This window comes from Thermostichus sp. MS-CIW-30, assembly GCF_054058015.1.
In genome coordinates this window covers 169,349-194,091 of sequence record NZ_JBSRZW010000002.1, presented here as the reverse complement: position 1 = coordinate 194,091, position 24,743 = coordinate 169,349, and the positions used below count along the sequence as shown (strand labels likewise).

General features: G+C 55.3%; 17 protein-coding genes, 1 tRNA gene and 1 CRISPR repeat array. Of the genes, 12 read left to right on the top strand and 6 right to left on the bottom strand.

Annotation, left to right across the window (positions count from 1 at the left end; translation table 11 throughout):
• The first annotated feature begins 272 nt into the window (after positions 1-272).
• Entirely contained in the window at positions 273-2,069 is a 1,797-nt protein-coding gene (locus ACVWXW_RS01820; protein WP_457402444.1) for a DUF3352 domain-containing protein, read from the top strand.
• A 3-nt stretch (positions 2,070-2,072) separates the two neighbouring features.
• Here ACVWXW_RS01820 and ACVWXW_RS01815 read toward each other — a convergent pair whose 3' ends face one another.
• On the bottom strand, positions 2,073-2,516 hold the full coding sequence (locus tag ACVWXW_RS01815; RefSeq protein WP_011432443.1) for an ATP-binding protein: 444 nt from the start codon (positions 2,514-2,516) through the stop codon (positions 2,073-2,075).
• Positions 2,517-2,657: 141 nt separating this feature from the next.
• On the opposite strand from ACVWXW_RS01815, the gene petP reads away from it, so the two are divergent.
• The 11 genes from petP to ACVWXW_RS01760 all read left to right on the top strand — a co-directional run bounded on the left by petP (position 2,658) and on the right by ACVWXW_RS01760 (position 17,805).
• Complete coding sequence (gene petP, locus ACVWXW_RS01810; protein ID WP_041436278.1) at positions 2,658-2,855, top strand: cytochrome b6f subunit PetP; 198 nt, start codon at positions 2,658-2,660, stop codon at positions 2,853-2,855.
• 37 nt (positions 2,856-2,892) lie between these two features.
• On the top strand, positions 2,893-3,222 hold the full coding sequence (locus ACVWXW_RS01805) for an HU family DNA-binding protein (protein ID WP_238376891.1): 330 nt from the start codon (positions 2,893-2,895) through the stop codon (positions 3,220-3,222).
• A gap of 12 nt (positions 3,223-3,234) precedes the next feature.
• Complete coding sequence (locus ACVWXW_RS01800; RefSeq protein WP_457402441.1) at positions 3,235-4,695, top strand: DASH family cryptochrome; 1,461 nt, start codon at positions 3,235-3,237, stop codon at positions 4,693-4,695.
• A 99-nt stretch (positions 4,696-4,794) separates the two neighbouring features.
• Positions 4,795-4,866: transfer RNA gene (locus ACVWXW_RS01795), tRNA-Met, on the top strand.
• Between the two features lie 161 nt (positions 4,867-5,027).
• Complete coding sequence (locus ACVWXW_RS01790) at positions 5,028-5,768, top strand: S24 family peptidase (protein ID WP_457402439.1); 741 nt, start codon at positions 5,028-5,030, stop codon at positions 5,766-5,768.
• Between the two features lie 518 nt (positions 5,769-6,286).
• On the top strand, positions 6,287-7,738 hold the full coding sequence (locus ACVWXW_RS01785) for a hypothetical protein (protein ID WP_457402438.1): 1,452 nt from the start codon (positions 6,287-6,289) through the stop codon (positions 7,736-7,738).
• Entirely contained in the window at positions 7,739-9,988 is a 2,250-nt protein-coding gene (locus ACVWXW_RS01780) for a Cas10/Cmr2 second palm domain-containing protein (RefSeq protein ID WP_457402436.1), read from the top strand. It abuts the gene before it with no gap.
• Positions 9,981-10,958, top strand: a complete 978-nt coding sequence (locus ACVWXW_RS01775) for a hypothetical protein (protein ID WP_457402434.1) — start codon at positions 9,981-9,983, stop codon at positions 10,956-10,958. The genes ACVWXW_RS01780 and ACVWXW_RS01775 overlap by 8 nt, the downstream gene beginning before the upstream one ends.
• Before the next feature lie 2 nt (positions 10,959-10,960).
• Positions 10,961-11,743 (top strand): RAMP superfamily CRISPR-associated protein, encoded by a 783-nt coding sequence (locus ACVWXW_RS01770; RefSeq protein ID WP_457402432.1) that lies wholly within the window; start codon positions 10,961-10,963, stop codon positions 11,741-11,743.
• Positions 11,740-12,177, top strand: coding sequence for a hypothetical protein (locus ACVWXW_RS01765; RefSeq protein ID WP_457402429.1), 438 nt, complete (start codon positions 11,740-11,742; stop codon positions 12,175-12,177). The genes ACVWXW_RS01770 and ACVWXW_RS01765 overlap by 4 nt, the downstream gene beginning before the upstream one ends.
• Before the next feature lie 182 nt (positions 12,178-12,359).
• A CRISPR array of direct repeats spans positions 12,360-16,107; the repeat unit is 36 nt; unit sequence GTCGCAGACCTTCCCAGAAGGTAAAGGTGTTGAAAC.
• Positions 16,108-16,248: 141 nt separating this feature from the next.
• Positions 16,249-17,805 (top strand): RAMP superfamily CRISPR-associated protein, encoded by a 1,557-nt coding sequence (locus ACVWXW_RS01760; RefSeq protein WP_457402427.1) that lies wholly within the window; start codon positions 16,249-16,251, stop codon positions 17,803-17,805.
• A 297-nt stretch (positions 17,806-18,102) separates the two neighbouring features.
• On the opposite strand, the gene ACVWXW_RS01755 is transcribed toward ACVWXW_RS01760, so the two are convergent.
• The 5 genes from ACVWXW_RS01755 to ACVWXW_RS01735 all read right to left on the bottom strand — a co-directional run bounded on the left by ACVWXW_RS01755 (position 18,103) and on the right by ACVWXW_RS01735 (position 24,345).
• Entirely contained in the window at positions 18,103-18,768 is a 666-nt protein-coding gene (locus ACVWXW_RS01755; RefSeq protein ID WP_414328947.1) for a Rho termination factor, read from the bottom strand.
• Complete coding sequence (locus ACVWXW_RS01750) at positions 18,746-20,053, bottom strand: AAA family ATPase (RefSeq protein WP_414374527.1); 1,308 nt, start codon at positions 20,051-20,053, stop codon at positions 18,746-18,748. The genes ACVWXW_RS01755 and ACVWXW_RS01750 overlap by 23 nt, the downstream gene beginning before the upstream one ends.
• Positions 20,054-20,138: 85 nt before the next feature.
• Complete coding sequence (locus ACVWXW_RS01745; protein ID WP_457402425.1) at positions 20,139-22,346, bottom strand: phosphoketolase family protein; 2,208 nt, start codon at positions 22,344-22,346, stop codon at positions 20,139-20,141.
• Between the two features lie 34 nt (positions 22,347-22,380).
• Positions 22,381-23,055, bottom strand: coding sequence for a cysteine hydrolase family protein (locus tag ACVWXW_RS01740; protein ID WP_457402424.1), 675 nt, complete (start codon positions 23,053-23,055; stop codon positions 22,381-22,383).
• A gap of 321 nt (positions 23,056-23,376) precedes the next feature.
• Complete coding sequence (locus ACVWXW_RS01735) at positions 23,377-24,345, bottom strand: isopenicillin N synthase family dioxygenase (protein WP_457402422.1); 969 nt, start codon at positions 24,343-24,345, stop codon at positions 23,377-23,379.
• Between the last annotated feature and the right edge of the window lie 398 nt (positions 24,346-24,743).

The window sequence follows — 24,743 nt, the reverse complement described above, 5'->3', positions numbered from 1 at the left end:
TAGCTGCCGGGCTGGTCAAGGCAGGGCTGATCTGCACGTTGGTTTGGAATGGTGGTGCGGATCACAAAGGCTTGTAGGGTGCCTCTAAACTTGGCCGCCTGCTCAGCGGTGGGCTCCAGCTGGCACACCAGGGTTAGCCTCTGTTCCATGGTAAGGTTTTATCATGCAGGACTGAGGGCAGCGCTTCTTCACTAGGCCTGTTCATGCCAGCAGTGCAGAGCAGTAGGGCCTGGGTGTCCGCGCCATGTCTCCCTCGGTGCAGAGATTGAGATATGGGACGACGGCAACTCTTGCGCGGGATCCTGATTGGGCTTGGTCTTCTGGCCGCCATGGTGGTGTGGGTTGTCGTATGGCTGCTCACCCGCAGTCCGGTGGCTTTGTTGCTGGCCCACCCGGAGCTGCCGCCAATTGTGGGTTTGGCCCCTCGCTCCGCACAAGCGCTGCTGGTGTTGGCTGTTCCCCTGGACGAGGTGCAAGCGTTTTGGCAAGCGGCAACTCCTGCCCCCCAGCGACGCGCTGCCCGTCAGCAGTGGCAAAAGTTTTTCTCCCCTGAAGGCCCAGGCTGGCTGGGATCCTTGCTGGCCGGGGGATCCCTTGATTTTGAGCGGGAGGTGCGGCCCTGGCTGGGGAGGAGTACCCTCTTGGCCAGTTTGCCGGAGTGGGGCACCTTGGTTGCCCTGGAAACGCGGGATGCGGCGCTCTCTCAGTTTGAGCTGAACCTATTGTGGGAACGGCAGAGCTTGGCCGGGAGGCCGGTGCAGGTGGACACTTACAAGGGCATTCAGGTGGTGTCTAGCCCGATTCCGGGCCTGCAGGGGTTCTCGGCAGCCGTTTTCGGCGAGCAATACGTGTTGTTGGCGGAGCAGTCTGCTGCCATTCGGGCTGCAATCGATGCTTGGCAGTTGCCGCAGTTGTCTCTGGTGGCTCAGCCTCTGTTTCAGCAGGTCATCCAGCCCTTGCGGGAGGCGCATGTGGGTTGGGCCTTCTGGCAAAATCCAGAGGCGGTTTCTTCAGACGGGCTGACGTTGCAGGCGGTAGGGCTGGGGTTGGGGGTAAACTTCCGCGGCTTGGTGGCCGAAAGTGCTGCCCTCTGGCATGCGCCCGCTGGCTTCTCCTTGCCGGCGGCAGAAGCCTTTCGCCCGCAGATCCTTCAACATCTGCCGGATAAAACCTTGGCGCTGATTTCCGGAGAGAATCTGGTCTCAGTTTGGCAGAGCCTGGGGCAGATCCAGCCCCTAAATTCCCTGGGGTTGCGGGTGGATCCCGGCCAGTGGCTGCAGCGCTTGCAATCTCAGGTGGCGCTGGACTGGCAGCGTCTGTTGCCGGAACGGGGAGAGTTTGCCTTTGCCCTTTTGCCCGGCGACGGGGATCCAGCCTGGCTGTGGGTCGGTAAGCTGCCGGATGAGTCGGTCGCGACAGCGGGACGGAGTCCTTATTTCGACTTGGATGAGCGGGCACGCGCCCAAGGCTGGCAGGTAATCTCTCTGGCAACGAAGCGCGGCACCGCCACCGCCTGGGCCAAACCAACCATTCCCGCAGGGGGGCAGTCAGAACCCCAGCCGGTGGCGACAGCGGGACGGAGTCCTTACCGCTCTATCCATCGACCGGAGATCCCTGTGTTGGCAGGCGAGCCGCTGGAAGTCAGTGGGAAAGGAGGATCCGCGTCATTGCAGGCGGCAGAGGCTCTCCCCCAAACGCTGCCAGGGATCCCGCTGCCGGCACAGGTGTATCATGCCGATCGCAAAGGCTATTCCTACCTGGCCTCTTCTTTGGGGGCTCTGGAGACGGCCCTCGCGGATCCCCCCTTGAGTGCAAATCGCGCCTGGCGCAAGTTGGTGGCTTCCCTGCCCCACCGCAATTTGGGCTATGGCTATGGATCCCTGGGGTTGCTCTTGGAAAGCGAGCTGCTCGACCCGGTCGCGTCAGCGGCGCGGAGCGCTAAGGGATCCCGCTGGGCATCCACGCGCTTTGCCTTCGCCACCACAGCCCTAGCGGTTTCTGAAGCTCCCTACCCCGATCGGGGCTGCCAGATTACCCAAATGGGCAAGCTGTTTTGGGAGTGGCATTGAGGGTCAGACTATCCAGGGATCCCGGCAGTTGGCGTGGATGTATTTGGCCAGGTAGACCTGGTTGCCTGTTTCATTCCACTCCACAAAGTCGAAGATTTGGGTGAGCAGCAGCATTCCTCGGCCCGACTCTTCGGTTTCCAAGATGTTATGTTGGCATCGGTGGAGCTTCTCTTGGGGACAAAAGCCGGGCCCTTGATCTCGCACCAGCCATTGGTAAAAGGGCTCCGAGCTGGCGTACTCGATGATCACCTTCTTGTTGGGGTCGAGGCCGTTGCCGTGGCGGACGGCATTGATGATTGCTTCCTGTAGGCCCAAACGTATTTCCGCTCTCCAGGCAGGAGGGACTTTTGAGATCAAGAGATCGAGGACAGGCTGAGTGTAGAGGGTGGAGGGAAAGCTGATAACGCTCCAGGAGCAGTGGGCGGGTTTGAGGGAAAGGGCAATCACGGAGGCAGTCTTCCCTGGGGCACGGCACTCTGACCCCATTCTAGCAATCCCATCGGGGTCAACCCCAGCAGAGGTGCGGCAGGAGCTCGGCAAGGGGACTTTTGCCGTACCATCTTGAGTGGTAAGTCTCTTCGCGGTTTTATGGCGATCAAGGTTGGAAATAAGGTCAAAGTTCGCTCTGTCCAGGATCGCGGACAAGAAAACCTCAGCGCTCTGGTGGGCAAAGAGGCTGTGGTGCTGGCACGGCGTGTGGTCGATGGCAGCGGTGTCGGCTACATTCTGGAGTTTCCCGATCGCTCTCGACATTGGTTTTTCGAGAGTGAACTGGAGGTGCTCTAAGCCCCTGTCTGTGTTCTGTTGTCTAGAGGGTCGGTTGGTGGCTTCTCCTCCTCATTTGACTCGCCGTTTGCTGGCCCGCCAGATGGCCGCGCAGGTGGATGGCCTGACCGTGGAAATGGCTGCTGCTGCTCTGGAGGCTATGCTGGACAGCATTAGCCAATGCCTGGCCCAGGGGGGATCCGTGCGGCTGGCTCGCTTTGGCACGTTCTCGCTGCGCCATCGTCCCGCCCGGCAAACCTATCATCCGCGCACCAAGGCCCCTGTTCACATCCCGGCTGCCGATGTGCCTCATTTTGTTCCCAGCCCTGAGCTGGGGCGTCCAGCTGGGGTTCGGGTGTCCAAGTCTGAGTCCGCGGGATCCGTGTAGGGTAGCTGCAGAATGACCGTCCTGCTGTGGTTTCGCACCGACTTGCGCCTGCTGGATCACCAGCCGCTGACGCGGGCCTGCCAACAGGGATCCCCTTTGATCCCCTTGTATTGCTTGGATCCCCGCCAGTTCGGCGAGACTTCCCTTGGGCTCCGCCCCAGAACCGGCCCTTTCCGCGGTCAGTTTTTGCTGGAGAGTTTGGCAGATCTGCGGCAGCAGTTGCGGTCGCGCGGCTCGGATTTGGTGATCCGCCAGGGACAGCCAGAACAGGTGATCCCCACCTTGGCACAGGAGTGGGGGGTCGAGGCGGTCTATGCCCATGAAGAGGTGGGCACCGAGGAGAAGGAGGTGGCGGCTGCTGTTGAGCGGGCTTTGCGGTCTCTGGGGATCCGGCTGCAGGTTGATTGGGGCCATACCCTCTATCACCCTGAGGATCTCCCCTTTTGTCTCTCGCAACTGCCGGAGCTGTTCACCCGCTTTCGAAAGCAAGTCGAGGGGAGCACCCCCATCCGGGATCCCTTGCCCATTCCCTCGATCCCCCCCCTGCCATCGGGTTTGGATCCCGGCCCTCTGCCTACTTTGGCCTCGCTGGGGCTATCCCCACCTGCCGGGGATCCACGGGCTCGCTTCACCTACCTTGGCGGCAGCACTGCTGCCCATGCCCGCCTGCAAACCTACTTTTGGGATCTGGATCGGCTGCGCATCTACAAAGAAACCCGCAACGGCATGTTGGATCCCGACGATAGCTCCCGGCTTTCTGCTTGGTTGGCCCTGGGCTGCATCTCCCCTCGCACCGTCTATGCCGAGGTCAAGCGTTACGAGCAGGAGCGGGTGCGCAATGAGTCCACCTACTGGCTGGTGTTTGAGCTGCTGTGGCGGGATTATTTTCGGTTTATCTTGGCCAAGCACGGCGCCAAACTGTTCCGTCCTTCTGGGATCCAAGGGATCCCTATCCCTTGGCAACAGGATTGGCCGCGCTTCCAGGCTTGGTGTCGAGGTGAGACGGGCTACCCCTTGGTGGATGCCAACATGCGGGAGCTGGCGGCTACTGGGTTTATGTCCAACCGGGGACGGCAGAATGTGGCCAGCTTTTTGACCAAGAACCTGGGCATCGACTGGCGCATGGGCGCTGAGTGGTTTGAGTCGCTGCTCATCGACTACGACGTGGCCAGCAACTACGGCAATTGGAACTACACCGCCGGCGTAGGGAACGATGCCCGCGGCTTCCGCTACTTCCACATCCCCAAACAATCTCGCGAGTACGATCCCAAAGGAGACTATCTGCGCCACTGGTTGCCGGAATTGGCCGGGATCCCGGGGGATAAAATCCACGAGCCCTATCGCCTCACTGCTGCCGAGCAGAAGCAATTTGGAGTCCGATTGGGGGTGGACTACCCTCGCCCACTGGTGGATTTGGAGAAGTCTCTCGCGGCCAACCGACGGGTTTACGAAGCTGCCCTGGCCTGCCGATAGGCATTGCCTTGTCTGGGGCTTCTTCCCGAGAGGGGGCTGAGGGGATTTTCTGAGGCGCAGTTCCGGCCCAAGAGTGCTATTCTAGTTAAGCGCTGTCCTGGCTCAGTAGCTCAGCGGTAGAGCAGGGGACTCATAAGCCCTTGGTCGCGTGTTCAAATCACGCCTGAGCCATCTCTATGAAACCCTTACTAGAGGCCCCTTTCCGTTGTGGAGTAGGGCTTCTGGCTTTTTGGGGCCACTTTGCGCTGTTTCTAGGACTGGGACAAATAGGGTCATTTCGAGTCGGATCAGCCTATTATTTTAGTGAAGCTGATAGTGAAGGATTTGAGCTGGTGGACAGCATCACCAAAGCCACTCTGGAGCGGATCGCTCAAGCCAATGGTCGGCTGAAGTCTGCCAATGTGGGTTTGTCCATCTTGCTCCGCAATAGTCGGCTGTATCTGCGGGGGACGTTACCTCCTAAGCCTGGATCCCTCAAGGATAAGGCGTTTCAGCAGGAGATTGCTTTGGGGTTTCTGGGGATCCGTGCCAATCCGGCGGGGGTGAGTGCGGCAGAGCGGGAGGCTCGCCGGGTGGGGATTGCGCTGCAGGATGGGACGTTTGATTGGCGGTGCTTCCTCAAACCAGAGGCAGTCCAAAAGATGAGTCTCCTACTCTGGGACAAGTATGTGGCCTACAAATCTAAGTCGGTGGCAGTGACCACGGTGCTTTCGACCTACGCCAAGACACGGGCCAAGCTCGTCAAGTGGAATCAGCCGATTGAGGATAAGTTGGCGGCCTATCGGTTGAGTATGATTCGGGTGATGGGAGATTCGATGGCGCCGACACTGGATTCGGGGGATATGGTGATTGTGGATGAGTCGGTGAAGTTTGCGGACCGGATTGTGGAAGGAATTTTTGTTCTCAGGATTGATGGCTATCTGCGGGTGAAGCGGTTGGAGCGGATGAAGGAGCGGATCCGGGTGTTGAGTGATAATCCGGCCTACCGTCCGGAGGTGTATCGCCTCAATCAGTTGCAGGAGGAGTTTTCGGTGCTAGGCAGGGTGGTGGCAGCTGTGAAACCGACGGCCTAAGGGGGTAGTATTAGGGACTTCAAAAAAAAGATTATGGTGAGCAATAGCTAGTCAATGTCAATGTGTCTGGGGTGAGCACATTGAATCATTCCAGTCGGATCTGGTAGTGGGGTGCTAAAATTATACAAAGTTTTATTAAGAGAGACATGAGTAGGGCTGCAAGTCAATTAAAGTGGATTGAAGTTTTAATCACCTTGCTGTACGGGAGACTGTGAGCTATGAAGGTCGTTGCAAGCACTGCGGCTCTGCGAGTTTATTTGGGGATCTCGGCGTTGTTACCCTTGGGAGGACAAGCGGAGATCATGTCTTGTGAATAGCGGGTGATTCCGCAGAGTTTTCATAGCAATCTAAATGGTGGTGGAGCAGCGGTACCTATTGGCTCCGCCAAATGTGATTCCGGAGGGATGTCAAAATCACCCTTTGCACAAGGTTCTATTGATGCGGCTCAATCCGGTGAATTGGTTGCGGATCTGGTTCGGCTGAAGGTATTTGTGAAATCTTAAGCCTGTGAGGTTGATATGTCGGGATCCATCGTGCTACAAATCTTGGGAACCAGCGATGTCCAGGTGGATGGACAGCCGGGAAGGGAGCAGATTAGGGGCTTTGATCTCCATGAAATGCAAGAGCTTGCTCAAGATCTCAAGAACGAATTGTTAGGTAACCTAAACCGTGTAGATTTTCCCCTAATTCGTCAGGCGCATCAGTATGTTCAGCATGTAAAGGGATCCCCCACATTCGTAGTGCTGTTAACAGATCAGACGGCTTGGTTTAGCACTCAGCCGATGGCGGCGGTGGGTTGGAAGGAGATCATTACATCCGATGGGCATTGGTGGGAGGAGGTGTTGCTGGCCTGGGCTGAAGAACACGGGATCCGCTGTCATTGTGTGCGGTTTGTGGTGCCACCAGAGGTGAGATCAGGGGTCGCAGATTGGGAAGGAATGGCAAAACTCGCTACCCAGTTTCTGAGCCAGCTTGTGCAAGACAACCAGATTCAGTTACCCAATAGCCAGGTTCTCCCTTTTGAAACACTCCTTATCCAGCACAGCAGCGGGACTCCGGCGTTGAGTAGTGCCCTGTATTTGTGGGGGATTGAGCAACGGCTAGAGGGACGAGCGGTGGAGTTTTTGTATATGTCTCGTCAGGATGAAGAACCCAGACATCATCCTGGATCCCATTGGCAGTGGCGGTTAAAAGTGCCTCAAATCCGACAATTATTGGCAGTGCAAGATTTTGCAGGGATCCTTCAGTTGGTGAAGGGAGATGTGGGCAAGGATATGGAGAAACAGATCCGGCGACTGGATCGGGCGGTGTCTTTTAATTTGCGGGAGCTCAATTTGGGGCTGAATCCTGAAGAAGAAGTTCTGGAGCGGATTGCGATTGCCTGCTGGAGTGAGCGGGCGTTTCGGGAGCGGGGGCAATGGATGCACTGGATTTTAAGGGTGGCTGGAGCGTTTGAGTTGGTGTTGAAGTGTTTGGTTGTGCAGCAGGGGCAAGGGCAATTCTCGTGGCGGCGTAGGAACAATGGGTCGGTAGATTTGTTCCATCAACAGGATCCCGTTTTTGCCAACATCACAGCGATTGCGAGGGGGATCTCTCAAGGGAATTTCCTAGGAAGAAAGGATAATCAAGATTTCACATATCGGTTCGATCCTATTGCTAGAAGCCAGGAACTGAGTTATTTTCAGTCCTTTTACTGTGATGATCCAGGCTGGATCCTGAATAAAAATAAACAGATCAAATTTGCAGAGATTCGGAACGACCTCTATCACTCTTTGCAGGGGGATGTGATCGATCAAGCCTTGGATCAAAAGACGCTGGAGTTGGGATCCGTGACCCGTGCAGATCATCCGGCTCAGGTGGCGGTGGGTCATTTGGAGTTTTTGATTGAGCTGGCAGGGATCCAGTCCAAAATCCAAGAGCGGGTGCGGGATTATCAAACTCAGGTGCAACGGATCGAGGAGCAACTGTAAATGGATTTGGAGCAATGGTTGGTTCAGCAGCGGCGGCTTTATGTGGGAGGGATCCCAGAGGGTGAAACGCGGTTGGCAACCCATCCGGTGAGTGGCGAGTGGCAAGAATCAGAGTATTTGCAAAACCAGTTTTGGTGGGGCGGAGGGGCGAGTCGAGAGTCGTGGCGGCAGATTGAGCAGGATTTGGGGGAACGACCCGAGCTGACTCAGGTGGCGGCCTTGACTTTTGGGCCGGTGCAGACATTTTTGGGGGCAGGGCAGCGGCTACGGGACTGGGCGGTGGCGTCCTGGCTGTGTCATTACTTGGCGGCGGTGATGGTGTATCGCTGGCAGGAGCGAGGTGGGGTGGTGCTGTTGCCGCGTCATCAGGGGGTGGATTTGGTGCAGTGGTTGCGGGATCCCGACTACCCCGGTGGGGAAGGATTTTGGCGGGCAGAGTTGCCGAATGTGTTAACGGGATTACATCCTAGTCAGCCGGAATGGATTGAGAGTCAGCGTCAGGTGATCCGGCAGGAGTGGTCGCGGTTGATTGCAGTCCTTGAAGAGGTGGTGGTGGAGCGTTTTCCGAAGCTGCTGAATGGGATCGGGTGGCGGGTGATTCATCGGGATCATGCCTGCTTGTGGACGGTGTATGCCGAGTCGGAGCCGATGCAGGTTGAGGGGCTGAGTGAGCAGATTGGCGGGTTGCATGGGCAGATTGAGGCACGGAAGTTAGCGCGACAGTGGCAGTATCCCTGGTGGGGGGGGCGAACGAGTCCGACGGCGGGGAGTCTTTCGACTTGGCATCCGGGTCTGAAGCCGCTGGATCAGGGGGGGACGTGGGGAATGCCGGATGAGCAGCTCCAGTCCTGGTGGGAAGGGGTGGCAGACCGCAGTGGTTTGGCGGGCTTGTTTTCTAAAGATGAGCGGCTGAATAGCCTGGAGATGGTGAAGCGGTTGGCATCGGCCCCTGATGTGATGGAGTTGGTTTTGCAGCGGTTGTGGGGGAAGAAACCTCCGGCCTGTCCTTGGGAGCGGTTTCCGGATCAGACGGCGACGGCAGCGGCTTGGATCACGCAGGTGGTGGATCCTGGGGTGTGGAATGAGAAGGTAGAGACGTTTAATGAGCTGATTTTTGAGCGGCAACCGTTGACGGAATGGGGGATCCCTGGGGTGGATGAGGCCGGGGAGAGGTTTGCCCATCCGCGGATTTTGGAGCGGCGAACGGTGCGGGATCAGGCTCCGGATCTACTGGATGAGTGGGAGCAAGAGAAGCTGGCGGGCTGGGAGAGTGTGATCGAGTGGACGGTGGGCTGGCGAGGCGATGGGGATCAAATGGGGCAATGGCTGTCGGGGACTCAGTATCGAGAGCGACAGTTGGCCTGGGAACGCTGGCACGTGGATGAGAGCAAGATCGAGGTCTATCGACTGGGGATCCAACCACCGCTTGTGCCATCCCAGCCCAGACAAATTGAACTGCCTCACGTATTAGACCTGTCGGTGTTGTTTAGCTATTGGAATGAGGTGTTGTATCCGCTGGTGGAAGATCACCATCTGGGACGGGTGGTGTTTGCCGGGGGGGATGATTTTCTGCTGCTGGGGCCGATCACCGAGGCGGTAGCGTTGACCAGCGATCTCTTGAAGCTCTGGCGAGGGCTACCCAATCCGGTGACGGAGCCGTTGGAGCCGGCCTGCGATGGCTGGGTGAGGCGGGGGAGCAAAATCTATCCTGTCCCCGGAGAAAAAATGAATTTTAGCTTGGGGGTAGTGATTGCCCAGCGACGGATCCCCCAATCTCTTTGGCATCGCAACCTCAATCAGGCGTACAAGCAGGCAAAGAAAACAGGGCGTAACCGCGTGTGTGTGCGGGTGCTGTTTAACAGTGGCCAAAGCCTGGAGTGGGTGTGTCCGTGGCCGTTGTGGCTCCTGCTGATGGAGGAGGTGCAGCCGAAGCGGGATCCCAAGCAGACGGAGCTGAATCGCTGGGAGAAGTTGTTGGGGTATGTGGAGAGCACGCGGCTATCCTCGCAGGCGCAGACGGTGCTGGGGGTGGGATCTCTGATTCGGACGTTGTGGGCCAGTGTGGGCATCGATCCGGGGTTGTGGGATGAGGTGTTGGGGTATCGGCGAAGGTTTCAAAAGGAACTGGAGAAGGAACTGGAGAGTTGGGATTGGTGGCTGAGTTGGATCAGCCTACGGGGCTTTTTGGCTCGGCAAGAGCGGGAGCGGCAGCGGTGGATTGAGTTGGTGGGGGGGCGAAGGGATGCCTGAGGCAGCGGTGAACTGGTTGACGTTAACGCCGGCGGGGCCGTTGAGTTTGGGTAATTTGACCCCGGTGGGGCAGAACAGCGGTCAGGTGGGGTGTCGGTGGCCTCCCAATGGGCACCAGTTGGCGGCGTGTTTGGGGTTGCCCAGTTCGGCGCGGTTGTGGGGGCCATTTTGGCATTCGCTCGCCTCGCCCAAATCCTTTTATGTGCCGTTGCCGTTGCCGGTGTATGCCTTGGATGAGGGCAGAAATGAGATTGAGCGAGTATTTCGCCTACGGGAGGTAGAGGGATATTGGCAGCCTCGACCTGAGCATGAAGGGAAGCCGATCAAGGTGGTGGGCGGATCCCATCTCATTTCGGGGGTGGGGCTCCGCAGTCTGTGGCGGGATGGAACGGTGGAAGGGAGGGAGTTGGTGGAGCTGCCCTGGCGGACGCTGACTCTGAGCCACAACAGCCGCCAAGATTACCAAGTCCGGGAGGAGGGGGGCTTTTTTGCGGAGATGACGACGCTGATGGATCCCGGTTGGTCCATTTTGGTGGGGATCCTGGGGGACTATGAGCCGCCGCAGTGGGGCACTCTGGGAGCGGGCGGGATGCCGGTGGCCATTCAAGCGGTGAAGTTGATTGGTTGGGAGTGGCTGGGCGAAGAGTGCAAGGGGGCAACCGGAGGGGTGCTGTTGACCGGGGCATTATGGAGCAAACAAACCTATTCGGTGCCCTGTCCTGAGGGGGTGCGGGCCTATGCCGCTGAAACTGGGGTGCCGTGGCAGTCGTGGAAGAAGGTGAAGGATCGAAAGGATCCAGGGCGGCGGGTGGCGGTGTTGACTCCGGGGGAATGGCTAACTCCGGCAGGGGCGGTGTATTTGTGGCAAGAGGGATCCCCAATCCAGAAGTCGGGACCCATGCCGGATCCCTTTCATCGGGATGCGTTGGGGTATGGCCATATCTGGTTGTTTCGGGATGAGGAAAGGTAACGATGCCCAATGCGTGGTTGGTGTGTTTGTCGCCGGTGCATATTGGCGGGGCAGATAGCGAGAGCCGGGGCAACAATAATCCGGTGTTTCGCTTGCCGGATCGGACGCCTGCCATTCCGGGGAGTTCGTTACGGGGGGCATTGCGGGAGGATGCCGAAGGTAAAGATGCCTATAGGGGCCATGTCAAGAACTGGTTTGGAGGGCCGACAGAGGATATTTCGCCGGGGCGGATCTCGTTGGGGTGGGGCTGGCCGGTGTGGTGGCCGGTGCATGTGTTGGGCTACGGCAATTGGTGGGTGAGTTGTCCGGCTTGGCTCAATCGTTTTCAGCAACTCAATCACGGATCCCCGTTTAACTTTGCCCTGGATCAGGTGTATATGACCCATCCAGAATTGGCAGCGGGATCCAGTCTGTATTTGCGCTGGTTGAGGTTGACCAATATCCAGAAGTGGACAGAGGTGTTACCGGCTCCAGAGGGGGTGGATCCTGATTGTCGGATTGTGGTACCCAACCATTGCATCAATTTGATTGTGGATATGGGGTTGGTGCGGCAGCCGAGGGTAAGTTTGCGGGATGAACCGGATGCCAAGGGCAATTTGGTGGAAAACCTGTTTGCCGTAGAGGGGTATCCGCCGGGGGCAGTGTTTATGTTTAGCTGGACGGTGCGCCAAAAGGTAGAACATCTGGATCAGTGGCAATCCTTTTTGCAGGGGGATCACTCCCTGGGCGGACTGTGGAGCGTTGGTTATGGCAATGTGCGGATTACGAACATTGGGGGTGCATGATGGCGGTCGAACATTACGACTTGGATCGGCGGGTGTTTCATCGCCTCCAAGCAGGGATCCAACATCTGCAGGAGTGGCAGGGAGCCGCCAGTGGCATTGCCGATTATGTGGCCACCTGGGGGCTGGAGCGGTTTTGGTCGATGTCGCGGTCGATGGCTTTGCTGGGGGGAGCGATCCCGGCGGCGGGGCAGGGCAACAATGAACAACGACGCTATTTTGCCTGGGGGGTGGCGCGGATTGTGTTGGCCGAGGTTGCAGGGGCAGAACTAGGGATCCGAAGCGACATGACCACCCATGAGTTTCAGGAGCGGCTAAGGCAGTTGACCTTTAATCAGCAGGTGCTGATGAGTGACCTGTTGATTGCCATTGCCGAGACCATTCAGTTCTGGACGATGCGCCTCAAAGACGCTCAACAGGCGGGTATGAATGCCTGAGCGATCACCTCGGCCAATGCCCTCAAAGGCTGATTCTTTCGTTGACCCGGTCGATGCCGCTCTGGATAAGGGTTTCAGCGATTTTGGATCCCTGTTTTGCGGCCTGGATGGGGTGGTTTTTGGGAGGCGGTCGAAAATGGCCTCTGGATCCCGCTCTGGGCAAGGGATGTAGAATGGAGGGGGTCGCAGACCTTCCCAGAAGGTAAAGGTGTTGAAACTACAATAACCGAGTACCAGTATGTCCCAAACCTCGGTGTCGCAGACCTTCCCAGAAGGTAAAGGTGTTGAAACCCCAAGCCGATGCTGCACTTGAAGCAATGCGCAAAGCGGTCGCAGACCTTCCCAGAAGGTAAAGGTGTTGAAACTACTCAACAATTGGAATTGCTGCTGGGAGATTAAAGGGTCGCAGACCTTCCCAGAAGGTAAAGGTGTTGAAACACGTTCACAGTCCGGTGTTTCGTTGACTAACGAGAAGAGGGTGTCGCAGACCTTCCCAGAAGGTAAAGGTGTTGAAACCGTCTAAGTCACTGAGGTTCTTCGAAAGAACCAGGGCAAGTCGCAGACCTTCCCAGAAGGTAAAGGTGTTGAAACACCGGCGTTCAGCGTAACCTTGGTGGAGTTCCCACGGGGTCGCAGACCTTCCCAGAAGGTAAAGGTGTTGAAACTAGCAGGAGTTACAACTCCAAGGCGTTTCGCAATGTTCAGTCGCAGACCTTCCCAGAAGGTAAAGGTGTTGAAACTCGGGGTTATATGCATAGGGCTCACACCCATATTTGAGGTCGCAGACCTTCCCAGAAGGTAAAGGTGTTGAAACTATTGACTACAGCAGAGGACACCGTTTGGTCATTTTGAGTCGCAGACCTTCCCAGAAGGTAAAGGTGTTGAAACATGATTATGTATTTGGTATAGGTCCATGTGGAACAGGTAGTCGCAGACCTTCCCAGAAGGTAAAGGTGTTGAAACTAAGCGACTTAAAGTGTGTGACATTAATTTTGTCACGGTCGCAGACCTTCCCAGAAGGTAAAGGTGTTGAAACAAAAACCACCCTTGTGGAGGGGGTGGTTTTGGAAAGAAAAGTTGTCGCAGACCTTCCCAGAAGGTAAAGGTGTTGAAACTTTCCCCACATACGTGAGTACAAGCCGTTTCCCGTTGTCGCAGACCTTCCCAGAAGGTAAAGGTGTTGAAACGCGCATAGAGCGCGGAGAAATCAGGGAAGCTCTGGAGTGTCGCAGACCTTCCCAGAAGGTAAAGGTGTTGAAACTTGAGTACCCACAGTTTAATGATTTAGCAGACGAACGTCGCAGACCTTCCCAGAAGGTAAAGGTGTTGAAACGGGAGCGACTATTCAATTTTGGTCACTCCCACTTATTTATGGTCGCAGACCTTCCCAGAAGGTAAAGGTGTTGAAACTGTATAAGGGAGTACACTGTACTTCGCGTGTTGTATGTAGTCGCAGACCTTCCCAGAAGGTAAAGGTGTTGAAACTTCTTTTCTCAGAAGTTTATGGTGGTTGATTACCGCCAGTCGCAGACCTTCCCAGAAGGTAAAGGTGTTGAAACGCTACCAGGTAGCGACCGTCCAGGTTGGCGAATTTGAGTCGCAGACCTTCCCAGAAGGTAAAGGTGTTGAAACTGGGTAGAAAGAACACCCAGGATTATCTCCTGGGTGTGTCGCAGACCTTCCCAGAAGGTAAAGGTGTTGAAACTTGGCCTTGCGGCGCGCAGCCTCGGCGGCTTTGAGGGGGTCGCAGACCTTCCCAGAAGGTAAAGGTGTTGAAACTCGGGCAGCAGGTCCTCGGGGTTTACTGAGACAACATCGAAGTCGCAGACCTTCCCAGAAGGTAAAGGTGTTGAAACAAGCCTATGCCGCAGGGAGGTTTGTAGAAGTCTTGCAGTCGCAGACCTTCCCAGAAGGTAAAGGTGTTGAAACGATGGCTTGGTTGCTGAGGATTTCTTCTTTCGTGAAGTCGCAGACCTTCCCAGAAGGTAAAGGTGTTGAAACACGACATGACTCGCTCCTACTTCGATGAGGACCGAGACGTCGCAGACCTTCCCAGAAGGTAAAGGTGTTGAAACCACAGGACCGTCTGTGATTAAGCGCAGTAGGGCCGAGGAGGTCGCAGACCTTCCCAGAAGGTAAAGGTGTTGAAACTTGATGGGCATACGTAAAAGAATTGTGGTTGTGGTAGTCGCAGACCTTCCCAGAAGGTAAAGGTGTTGAAACAAGTCGTAAAACTGCCTCAGGGCCGCAACTGTCTTGCGGTCGCAGACCTTCCCAGAAGGTAAAGGTGTTGAAACTCGATGTTGTTGTAGACGAAGATGGACTCATTTGGGGGGTCGCAGACCTTCCCAGAAGGTAAAGGTGTTGAAACAATTAGAGTTAGCTAGCGAATTGACTCGAGAATGTCGTCGTCGCAGACCTTCCCAGAAGGTAAAGGTGTTGAAACCCTCCCCCAAACACACCCAGGATTATCTCCTGGGTGTTGTCGCAGACCTTCCCAGAAGGTAAAGGTGTTGAAACCAGACTGCTTCGCGGTAGCGAGGGCTGTCTGCTTGGGCGTCGCAGACCTTCCCAGAAGGTAAAGGTGTTGAAACCCTAGAGCTAGCTCCACTCCCTCACACAAGCTATGAAGTCGCAGACCTTCCCAGAAGGTAAAGGTGTTGAAACTGCCTGATGAAGGCACTCCTTATATTTTTAGAGGCAGGCTGTCGCAGACCTTCCCAGAAGGTAAAGGTGTTGAAACCGAAGAAACAGAATCTGTAAAAGCTTGGAAATTTCTGTCGCAGACCTTCCCAGAAGGTAAAGGTGTTGAAACTTCTAGCTGATTCGAATTTTAGAATTACTTTTACTGATGTCGCAGACCTTCCCAGAAGGTAAAGGTGTTGAAACTCCCATCTTGGGTTGTAGGCGGCTGTACGATCTAACCGTCGCAGACCTTCCCAGAAGGTAAAGGTGTTGAAACGTCTTGTAACCGACCTGTGCCAGTACGGCACAGTTAAGTCGCAGACCTTCCCAGAAGGTAAAGGTGTTGAAACCTCATTCCGTCAGGTGATTCGCTGTAGGTTTCGGTTGTCGCAGACCTTCCCAGAAGGTAAAGGTGTTGAAACTCGGCATTGGCGCACAGATTGTACGCCTCGCCTAAGGTCGCAGACCTTCCCAGAAGGTAAAGGTGTTGAAACCAGTGATTAGCTTCATATTCTTCATGAATTTGCCGCAAGTCGCAGACCTTCCCAGAAGGTAAAGGTGTTGAAACCGTTTGCCCTGCGGCAACTTGGTCCGCAGCCATACGCGCGGTCGCAGACCTTCCCAGAAGGTAAAGGTGTTGAAACTATCCCACCTTCTGCTTAGATCCTAGAGCGTACTTAAGTCGCAGACCTTCCCAGAAGGTAAAGGTGTTGAAACTGTACCGAACTTGCTCTATCTAGAGCTTGGTAATAGGAAAGTCGCAGACCTTCCCAGAAGGTAAAGGTGTTGAAACATGCAGATCCGCCGGTACAGATCCGCAATAGCGCTCCTTTCGGGTCGCAGACCTTCCCAGAAGGTAAAGGTGTTGAAACTGGAGCTTTTCCCAGGTGAGACTGACTTGCCCTGGGTTGTCGCAGACCTTCCCAGAAGGTAAAGGTGTTGAAACACGAATGCCCCCATCACGTAGTAATGGGGGTGGTAAAGGTAGTCGCAGACCTTCCCAGAAGGTAAAGGTGTTGAAACGCTTTTACGTGTTCTGCAAACTTTGATGCAAGCAGAGGTCGCAGACCTTCCCAGAAGGTAAAGGTGTTGAAACGACCATCCGCAGTGCCTCGCGGATGGTGACTTCATTGTCGCAGACCTTCCCAGAAGGTAAAGGTGTTGAAACTTGATAGCTGGACCTCGAAGTTTGGGTGAGTATTCCTTATGGTCGCAGACCTTCCCAGAAGGTAAAGGTGTTGAAACACGAAGCCGTTCGCCACTTGCAACGTGTAGGAGTTGCCGGTCGCGGACCTTCTCAGAAGGTGAGGGGGCTAAAATGCCCTATGAATTCTAAAAGTCCTCTCGTAGGTTGTCTCAGATTAAAACAATGGAGGATCCTAAACAATGCGCAAACTTTTACCTGCTGAACGTCCCCGCTGGTATGGACTGAAAGAAGATCCCAAACATGTCGATAAAGAATGCGGCTATACCCCCCAAACCTCCGACATTACCGACAGTCGGGCTAATAGAGATATTACGGAAGCCTGGAATGGAAAGCCCTGCTTTGCCCTCAACAAAACTAAAGATCCACGCACAATATCCATCGGCGATCTCAAGCTGATCAGCCCCCTACAAATCGGCGGGGGTAGCTTTCCTGAAGGTGGGATCCTTCCAGCCCAAGCAGCCGGAATACCCTGGATCCCTGGCTCAAGTGTGAGAGGATCCTTGTTGCACTATTTGCGGAAACATTGGGACAGGATCCCGGCGAATGAGCAAGCCTTTTGGCGGACGCTACTGAATGAGAATCAAACCGCTTGGCTACCCAGAAAGATCCGGTTTGAGAATCTCTTTTTGGAGAAATCTAACCTCAAGCCTTATCCACTTAACCCTCAGCAACCTTGGCAAGTTTTTAATCAAAGGGATCCAAAGTTGGGCGTACAATGGCAGATCCCTGCCGGAGAAGGCATGAATGCTCCCAAATATGCTCTCAACATCACCCTTAAAGAGATCCCGACCGAAGAGCAGAAAAGCTGGGTTACTCAGCGGATGAAGGAAATGTTGCGCCATCAAGGGCTAGGACGTGGGATCCATGCAGGATTTGGACGGATAGCAGAACGGATCCCTGTGGGGCAATGGACGATAGAGTTACAGGGGATGAAGCCCTGTGTGCAGCAGCATAAAGTTGAGAGCGGTCAGGTGACGCAACAAGGGCAATATCGTTGGAGTCCGCAAGTTTTACGGGCCAATCTGCGGGGATGGTTTACTCGTTTGGCCTTGCCTTTGTTGGGAATACAGAACACTGAAAGGCTAACTAACAAAATCTTTGGCGGTTTGGGTTGTCCTGCCGATTTGGTGCTGTGTAGCTACAAAGCCTCGGATCCATTGCCTGCTCTCAGTATTGAGGATGGGTTGGCCAATGGCTACGCCAATATACCTGCCCGTGACGCCCATGAAACCTGGGGGATCCAAGTTGAATGCAATGAGCCATTTCAGCCCTTGATTGGCGATCTGCTGAACCTGGCCCAACAACTGGGCGGACTTGGCCCTGGCTGGAGAAGACCCCCGCATCAACTCACCAGCTTCCGAGGCTTTCGGGGCAGCCAATTTACCCTCAGAAATGTCAAGCCCTTGCCATTGGCTCCGTTGATCGACAGCCTCAAGGTTCAGATCAGAAGTTTGGCCGGACAATATGGGATCCCGGTTTTAAGTCAGCCTTATCTGGGGACGGGGTGTATCTTCAGCATTTGGGAATCAGAGGATCGCAAGGCTTGGATGGAGATTGTACATGGGGTGTGTAGTACCAAGACCAACCCTCGACCGGATTGGTGTGGCAGCTCAGAGCATCGACCCTCTGGGTATTCTGTTAGGGAACTCAAGGATCGGTGTCGGATTACAGTGCTGGATCCCGATGTGGTGCCAACCTTGAAAGACATAGGGTTTCAACAGGTCTGGAGCGCTTGATCACGGCCCAGGATCCAGGCGATAAGGGGGGGATCCCTGTGGTCAAGATAATACCGGACGGTTTGGGTCAGGTCGATCTCCAAGATGCTGGTGATCATCCTGTGCATGAGCTCCAGATGGATCCGGTCGTCCTAGGTAAGCAGAGCATACCTGCCATGGAGGCTGTTGTTGAGAGCGGCCAAGGCTGTTTGGGTGGCAGTAGCCATTCAAAGGGAGGCTTGAGGCAGGCATCCCACAGCAAGCGGAGTCGGGCCTCGGTGATGTGGAGAGGAGAATATGTTTTTGAAGGGATCCCTTTCAGCTCTCTCCCTCTGTTTTTTTCCGCGAGCGAGTTGAGGTCGCTTTCTTCGCGCCAGCGGATGCCGCAGATCTCTTGGATGATTTCTTCAGAGTAGGGGGCAACGCTGTAGGAGTTACGAAAAATACTTCCGATAGGGCATCCAGTTTTTTGCCTCGCGTAATTTTGCACCCAAGCTTGGTTATGGGGGTTAAGTCCTGCCACCAACTTCTATCCGCCTCTGCAATCCGGGCAGCTGCAATGGTTACATCGACTCCCTTGAGGGGACTGCTGGGTTGCTCGGCTAGGTATCTTAGCGCAGCCAAGATAGTCTCTCTCGATGTATTGGTCAAATTTACCTTCGGAACAATTTCTTTGGCGAGAATCTGGGCCTGCTTAACCTGCTCTGGATCAGGATCGACAACGATACACCATAGCCTTTCCAGTCCCGCTTCTTGAGCAACTGCATAGACAAAATGGTTACCAATGGCCTTGTACTGATAGTCGCCAGCCTCGACCACCAGCAGAGGAACCCAGTTGTGTCCTCCTGTCGCCCTTAGCTGATCTGCGGCTGCGGCAACAAGGAAGGAGGGAGCAGAAAACCCATCGGCGGGCGTAATGCTCTCAAGGGGTAAGTTAACCAACCTACCTAGATCTGAAAACTCACTCATCGATAAAGTACTCACGGGCAAGACTCTGGTAGTATTCTAAAACTCTCCGATTAAAGACGGCAGGCCTTCGATCAAAGCTTGCAGAGGATATCACTGCATAGTCAGGTATCCTAAAAATGCTTTTGTTTTCATTACCTCTCTTAAAATGCGGCCAGAAATATGGAAGTAGGTTCATGCTTCTCTCTTGGCTGACAATTTTTTCTATCTCATCATTTGCTCGTTTAATAGTGTTTTCGCTTTCTGAGGGGACGCCATTGAAAAAGATAGGCAAAGTCCTGGGGCCACCATCCTGTCGTGACCTAGCAGTTTCTGGAACAAATCTGGTGATTACTCTAGCAGCATTATTCAGGGAAGACAGATCGTCGGGGCGGGTAGGTATCAAAATAACATCGGCAGCAAAAACACCACTCTGGCTGAAGTAAAGCCATTGAGTTGGGCAGTCAATTAGGATGTAATCATACTCATTGCGAAGAGGGGCAATCAGATCGCGAAGGCGCCGAGTTCCCTTCTGGATATATGCTACCGCCTGGCTATCAGTTAACGTTTCCAGTTCAGGGTCTCTTGGGATGATGTCAAAGATGGAAACTATACTCTGTTTGCCTTGTCTAACCGTCTTGAGTCTGTATGTTTGGACAACGGAATGAACATCTATTTTGGGATCCTTTAAGCACTGCGTCAGTGTAATTTTTCCAGTAGTAACTCCCAAGCTTCTTGTCAGATCTCCTTGGGAATCAAAGTCAACAACTAAGACTTTCTTTCTCTTTGTTGCTAGTGCTGCTGCAAGGTTAATAACTGTTGTTGTTTTGCCTACGCCCCCTTTATTGTTATACACGCATACAGTCAGAGCGCGCTCATAGTTTTCTATCTTGTCTCGCAAGTTACGCACTATGCTCTCAATGTTATCTGAGCTAATATCAAGGTTTGCTGTAGCGGGGTGAACGACTTTTCCGTGCTTCCTCCAAAGCTGGATGTTATTTGCATTGGTGATAATTCCCCATTTTGCAGATTTGCAGTCCTTGGCAAGCAAGTAACTTTCTATCTGACAAACTGCATCTCTATAGCAAGATCCTTCTCTGAGATTAACTGCTCTAGATTTTGCCTCCAAAAGCAAGTAGGGATTCTTCGGGGATCTAAAGAAAATATCTTCAGGATCTCCGTTCTTTCTTGCTGCGAGATCGACCTGGCCGCAACCTGTCTCGAATTCTTCTCTAATTTCCGAGTCGTCAAAGCCAAGCGCCTGCAGGAGAGGAGAAGCAAAGTGTTGGACAACAACTCGCTCTACCCTCTCGGTGGGAGACATCCTCTCAAGCTTCTCTCGGAGATATCTAGCCGCAGTCATAGGAAAAAATAAGGTGGACAATGCTAACCAAGCTAAAAGCTCGCCCTCAGCATAGCAGTTGCTTGGCTCGTTCTGACAGTGCCTGAGCTGTCAGGCCGTTGTAGTCCATCAATTCGGCGGGGGTGGCGGTGGTTTCGCCGCGTTTCCAGGCAAAAATGTCGCGCGGGCCAGTGTAGCGCAATGTCAGAGGCTCCAACATCAGGCTGGCCCCGCCTGTTACCCCAATGAGGGCCTCGCCGGCAAACCAAGCGGCAAATTCTTGGTCGGACATGAATTCCCCATCTGGCTGAGCACAGGTGGACCAAGCCACGTCGCCGGGGCGATACAGACGGCGGGGGTTAATCACCGAGACGATTTTGCAGCCGATCCCTTGGGCTTGGAGCTGCTCAGCCGCCTCGAACACGGGCAGGAGAACCATATCCCCCACCACGGCAAAGACGACGGTTCGGGATCCGGGAAACTCCTGAAGGACGGTGCAGCCTTGCTCTACTGCTTGGCGAGCTTGTTCGAGGGTGGTGCGGATGGGTAGGGGAGTTTTGCTGGCGATGATAGGGATCCCTTTGTTGCAGGTGGATAGGGCCCATTCGTAGGCAGCTTGGGCACAGTTGGCATCGGGCGGGAAGAGGGGGAAGACGTTGCCGTTGCGCATCATGGCTGCCAGGTAGGCCTCAATTTCCGGGCGTTGGTGGGTCCAGCCGTTACGCCCCTGTTCCAGAGCGCCGGCAGTGAAGAGGGCAATGGCCGAGGGGGTGGGCCGGCGCAGCTCCGCCATGGCTTGGGTTACCGTCTGCCAGATGGGTAGGCCGTTGACGGCAAAGGACTCGTAGGAGCACCACAGGGAGCGTCCGCCGAAGAGGGCTAGGCCCGCCGTTAGCCCCGCGCAGGCATCTTCGCTCAGGGGTTCGTAGACCTGGCCTTGGGGCTGTTGGTTGTATAAGGGATCCACCGTGGGGTGAATCACCTTGAGACCTTGGTTCACATTGGCAATGCCGGAAGCTTCGTTGCCGTCGGCATTGGCCACCAAAAAGTCGGGATCCTTCTGCCCCACCTGCACCACGAGGGATCCGATGGCCGTGGTGGAAACCTGCTTGTCCCCTAGGGGAAACTCCGTTAGGTTTAGGGATCCCAAAGGCGGCAAAGGCCGAACGAACTCTGTAACCGCCACCTTGGTGGCTGGCCCCCCGGCGGCCCGTTGGCAGTTTTGTCGCACCAGGGCCCAAGCTGCCGGATGTAAGGCCCGCGCCCGCAGAGCCGCCACAATGTCCGGGTGATCCAGGGTGTGGTGGCCGTAGAGGTTGTGGGACTTGGATCCCTTGGCATGTACCCCAGCCCCCTTCAGTTGCTTGAGGATGAAAACCGTTAATTGTCCGCTCAGGGCTGATTGGATGGCTCGCTCCATTTCGATCAGCACCCTTTGGGCAAAGGCAAGGCGGGCTTCTAGGGAAAACTGAGTGCTATCGACATAGGGGCCGGGCTGCTGGGCATCGTCGAAGTCTTTGGCATCCACCAACACCACTTCCTCAAAGCCGTTGCCCCGCCAATACTCGGCCATCTGGGCGTTGCTGGCGGTGGAGATCATGCTGTGGTGCTCTTGGCTGTAGCCATTCCAAACCAGCACCGGCAGGAAGTTGGTGCGCTGCGGGAAAGCCGTGTGGAAGTGAATCATGGAGCTCATCACATAGGGCTCTCCCAGGCCGCCATCCCCAATCGTGACCGGGAAGAGGCGATCCGGGTAGAGTAATGCCCCCGCCATGGCAAAGTGCTGCCCCTGCCCCAGCGGCCCAGCCGGCGCCAGCAGCCCGGGAATGTAGCCAGAGAGGTGACCCAACAGCCCTTCCCGCTCTCGAAAACGGGCCCGCAGGTCGGCGACGGTGTGGATGCCCATCTCGGCCAGGGATCCATCCAAGAACATGGCCGCGTAAAAGCCCGGCGCGTGGTGCCCGACTTCGGTGGGGATGTTCTTCTGGCCCAGGTACACCAGAGCGGCATAGGCTTCTGCTTGGCTGGCAAATCCGCCCGGATGGCCTGAGGCTTTGCTGGCGGTCATTTGCAGGGTGAGGTAGCGCAAGGCATCGGCATAGAGCAAGGTTTGGTAGGCGGCCATACGACTGCCGGGATCCCTCAGCTTCCCGGTGCCGGCATCCACTGCAGGGGCCTGGCCCAGGCGGTCAAATTCCGGCCAAGGATCCCCGAAGTACTGGATCCCTTCGCAAAAGGCGGGGACTTGGGCAGTTGCCTCCTGAGCCAGTGTCATCGGTTCAGCCTCACGCTTGTTGGGTTATTCACACTCACTGTAAACCCGATAACGCTTTTTGGATGTTCTGAGCAGAACTCGTCCAGCCGACGATGCCCCCTTGCGCCCGGATCATCTCCAGGGTGGCTTGCTTGAACTCTGGGAAGTAGCTGGCGGTGCAATCTTCCACCAGCAGGCACTCATAGCCGCGGTCATTGGCCTCGCGCATTGTGGTTTGCACGCAGACTTCTGTGGTTACCCCGGTGAACAGCAGGTGGGTGATGCCGCGCTTTTGCAAGATTGCTTGCAGCTCGGTGGCGTAGAAAGCCCCCTTGCCGGGTTTGGGAATGACGATCTCTCCCGCAATCGGGGCAAGCTCAGGGATGATGGCGTTGCCCGGCTCTCCCCGAATCAAAATCCGCCCCATAGGGCCTTCGTCCCCAATGGTCAGGGATCCCTTGCCGCGTTTGCGCTTGCTGGGCGGGCAATCGGAGAGATCTGGCTGATGACCCTCTAGGGTATGAATGACGGTTAAGCCCTTTTGACGAAAAAAGTCCAGCAGCCCCTTCAGGGTGGGCACAATGGATCCCAGTTGGGTGACATCGTTGCCCAACATTTCCCCAAAGCCGCCCGGCTCCAGGAAATCTCGCTGCATATCGATGATCACCAGGGCCAACTGAGACAGGCCGGGAACTTCATACTCGTAGGGCAGGGCTGGGATCCGAACCATAGAGCATGACTCTAGTCAATAATAAGCTCAACTATACTGAAAATAATGTATAATATGTTCAGTACGGATTACTACCAGTTGATCTTTCTGTTTACTTTCGAGTCTGCCAACATGGTAGCCAAAGCAAAGCAGAAAATTGGTAGTAAGACGACACGGAAACTGCGCTTTGGGTATTCTACTCAAAGCTTTGCGGGATACCGCCATTCTGTTTGGACTCCGTCCCGCTAACGCGAATGGAAACAAACAGAATGCTATCGCTGCATAGTTGAACAGTGATGTTCAGCAGTGTTCAGCGTAAATGTATCAGACCCCCAGTTGGGATCAATGCTGGGGCGGGGATCCTGCCTCGGCCAGGCCGATTTCCCTCAACCGCTGGGCCAAGTATTCTCCGGCAGTCAGGGAAGGAAACCGAGGGATCCCGCCGGTGCGGGCCACACAAGTCGGCAAGGGTGTGAGATCCACTTCTGCACGCGGATGCACAAAGAAGGGAATGGAAAAGCGGCGCTCTTGGGGGTTGTCGGGGTTGGTCACCCGATGGGTGGTGCTGCGCAGCAGGCCATTGGTGAGGTTTTGCAGCATATCCCCAGCATCGACAATGATCTGACCGGGCAGGGCCGAAATGGGCAGCCAAGATCCATCTCGTTGCAGAAGTTCTAGCCCTGGTGCGGTGGCTTCACACAAGAGCGTAATCAAGTTGATGTCTTCATGGGCTGCAGCTCGTAAACTCTGGGGAGGGGCTTCAGCAGGGATCGGCGGATAATGAATCACCCGCAAGAGATTGGCTCCTCCTTCCGCCGCTTTGGGCAAGTATTCGGCAGGCTCCCCCAGATACAGAGAGACCGCCTGCAACAGGCCCTGGGCACAGGTTTCCAATTGGGCGAACAGCTCTAGCATCACCCTGCGAAATTGGGGCACCTCCCGAGGCCAGATGTTGGCAGGAAGGTGGGGATCCCCTTCGCGCCCGATGTGCCAAAACTCTTTCATGTCAGGATAGGGATGATCTTTGGCGTGTTCTTTGCCAAAGGGGGTGTACCCTCGTTGCCCCAGCAGCGCCGGATCCTCATAGGCTCTCTTGGTTGGCTCTGGCAAAAGAAAAACGGCTTCTGCGGCTTCATAGGCTTCCCGGATCAATTCCGGCGATAGGCCATGGTTAACCAAGGCAAAAAAGCCAATCTGTTGCAGCGCTTCCCCCACCTGGCGGACAAACTGCTCCCGCTCACCTGACGTTCCGTTTTGAAAGGCGGCAAAATCGACAACCGGCAGAGTCTGGCGTTGGGGAGTGGTTACCACGGCAAAAGTCGTCTCCGGCGAAGAGTCAACGCTATTTCTAGGCAGCGGGCTTGGTGTCCTATGCTATCCTTCCTAGGGGGACAAGGGGAGAGGTTTGAACCGAAGATGATCTGTTCGGGGCCCATCTGCGATATCTAGAGTCTAAAGCCGCTCGGCTATTCACCTTCCCACAAGATGTAGGTAAAACCCTGCCAAACCTCTGTTGCCTTTGCCTGGAGATTGCACCTTAGTAGTGATTAGTAGTGACCTGTGCCCTTTTCGGGAAGGCTGTGATAGAGTCGATAAAAGCAAAGTTATGACTGGGTTTTCCCCAAGAGCAGTCTGAGCGCTGGGTAGGCGAAATGGAGGGAGTTGTTCTGTTGTTGCAGTGGCTTAACTTGGTAAGGCAGGGCAGGCTA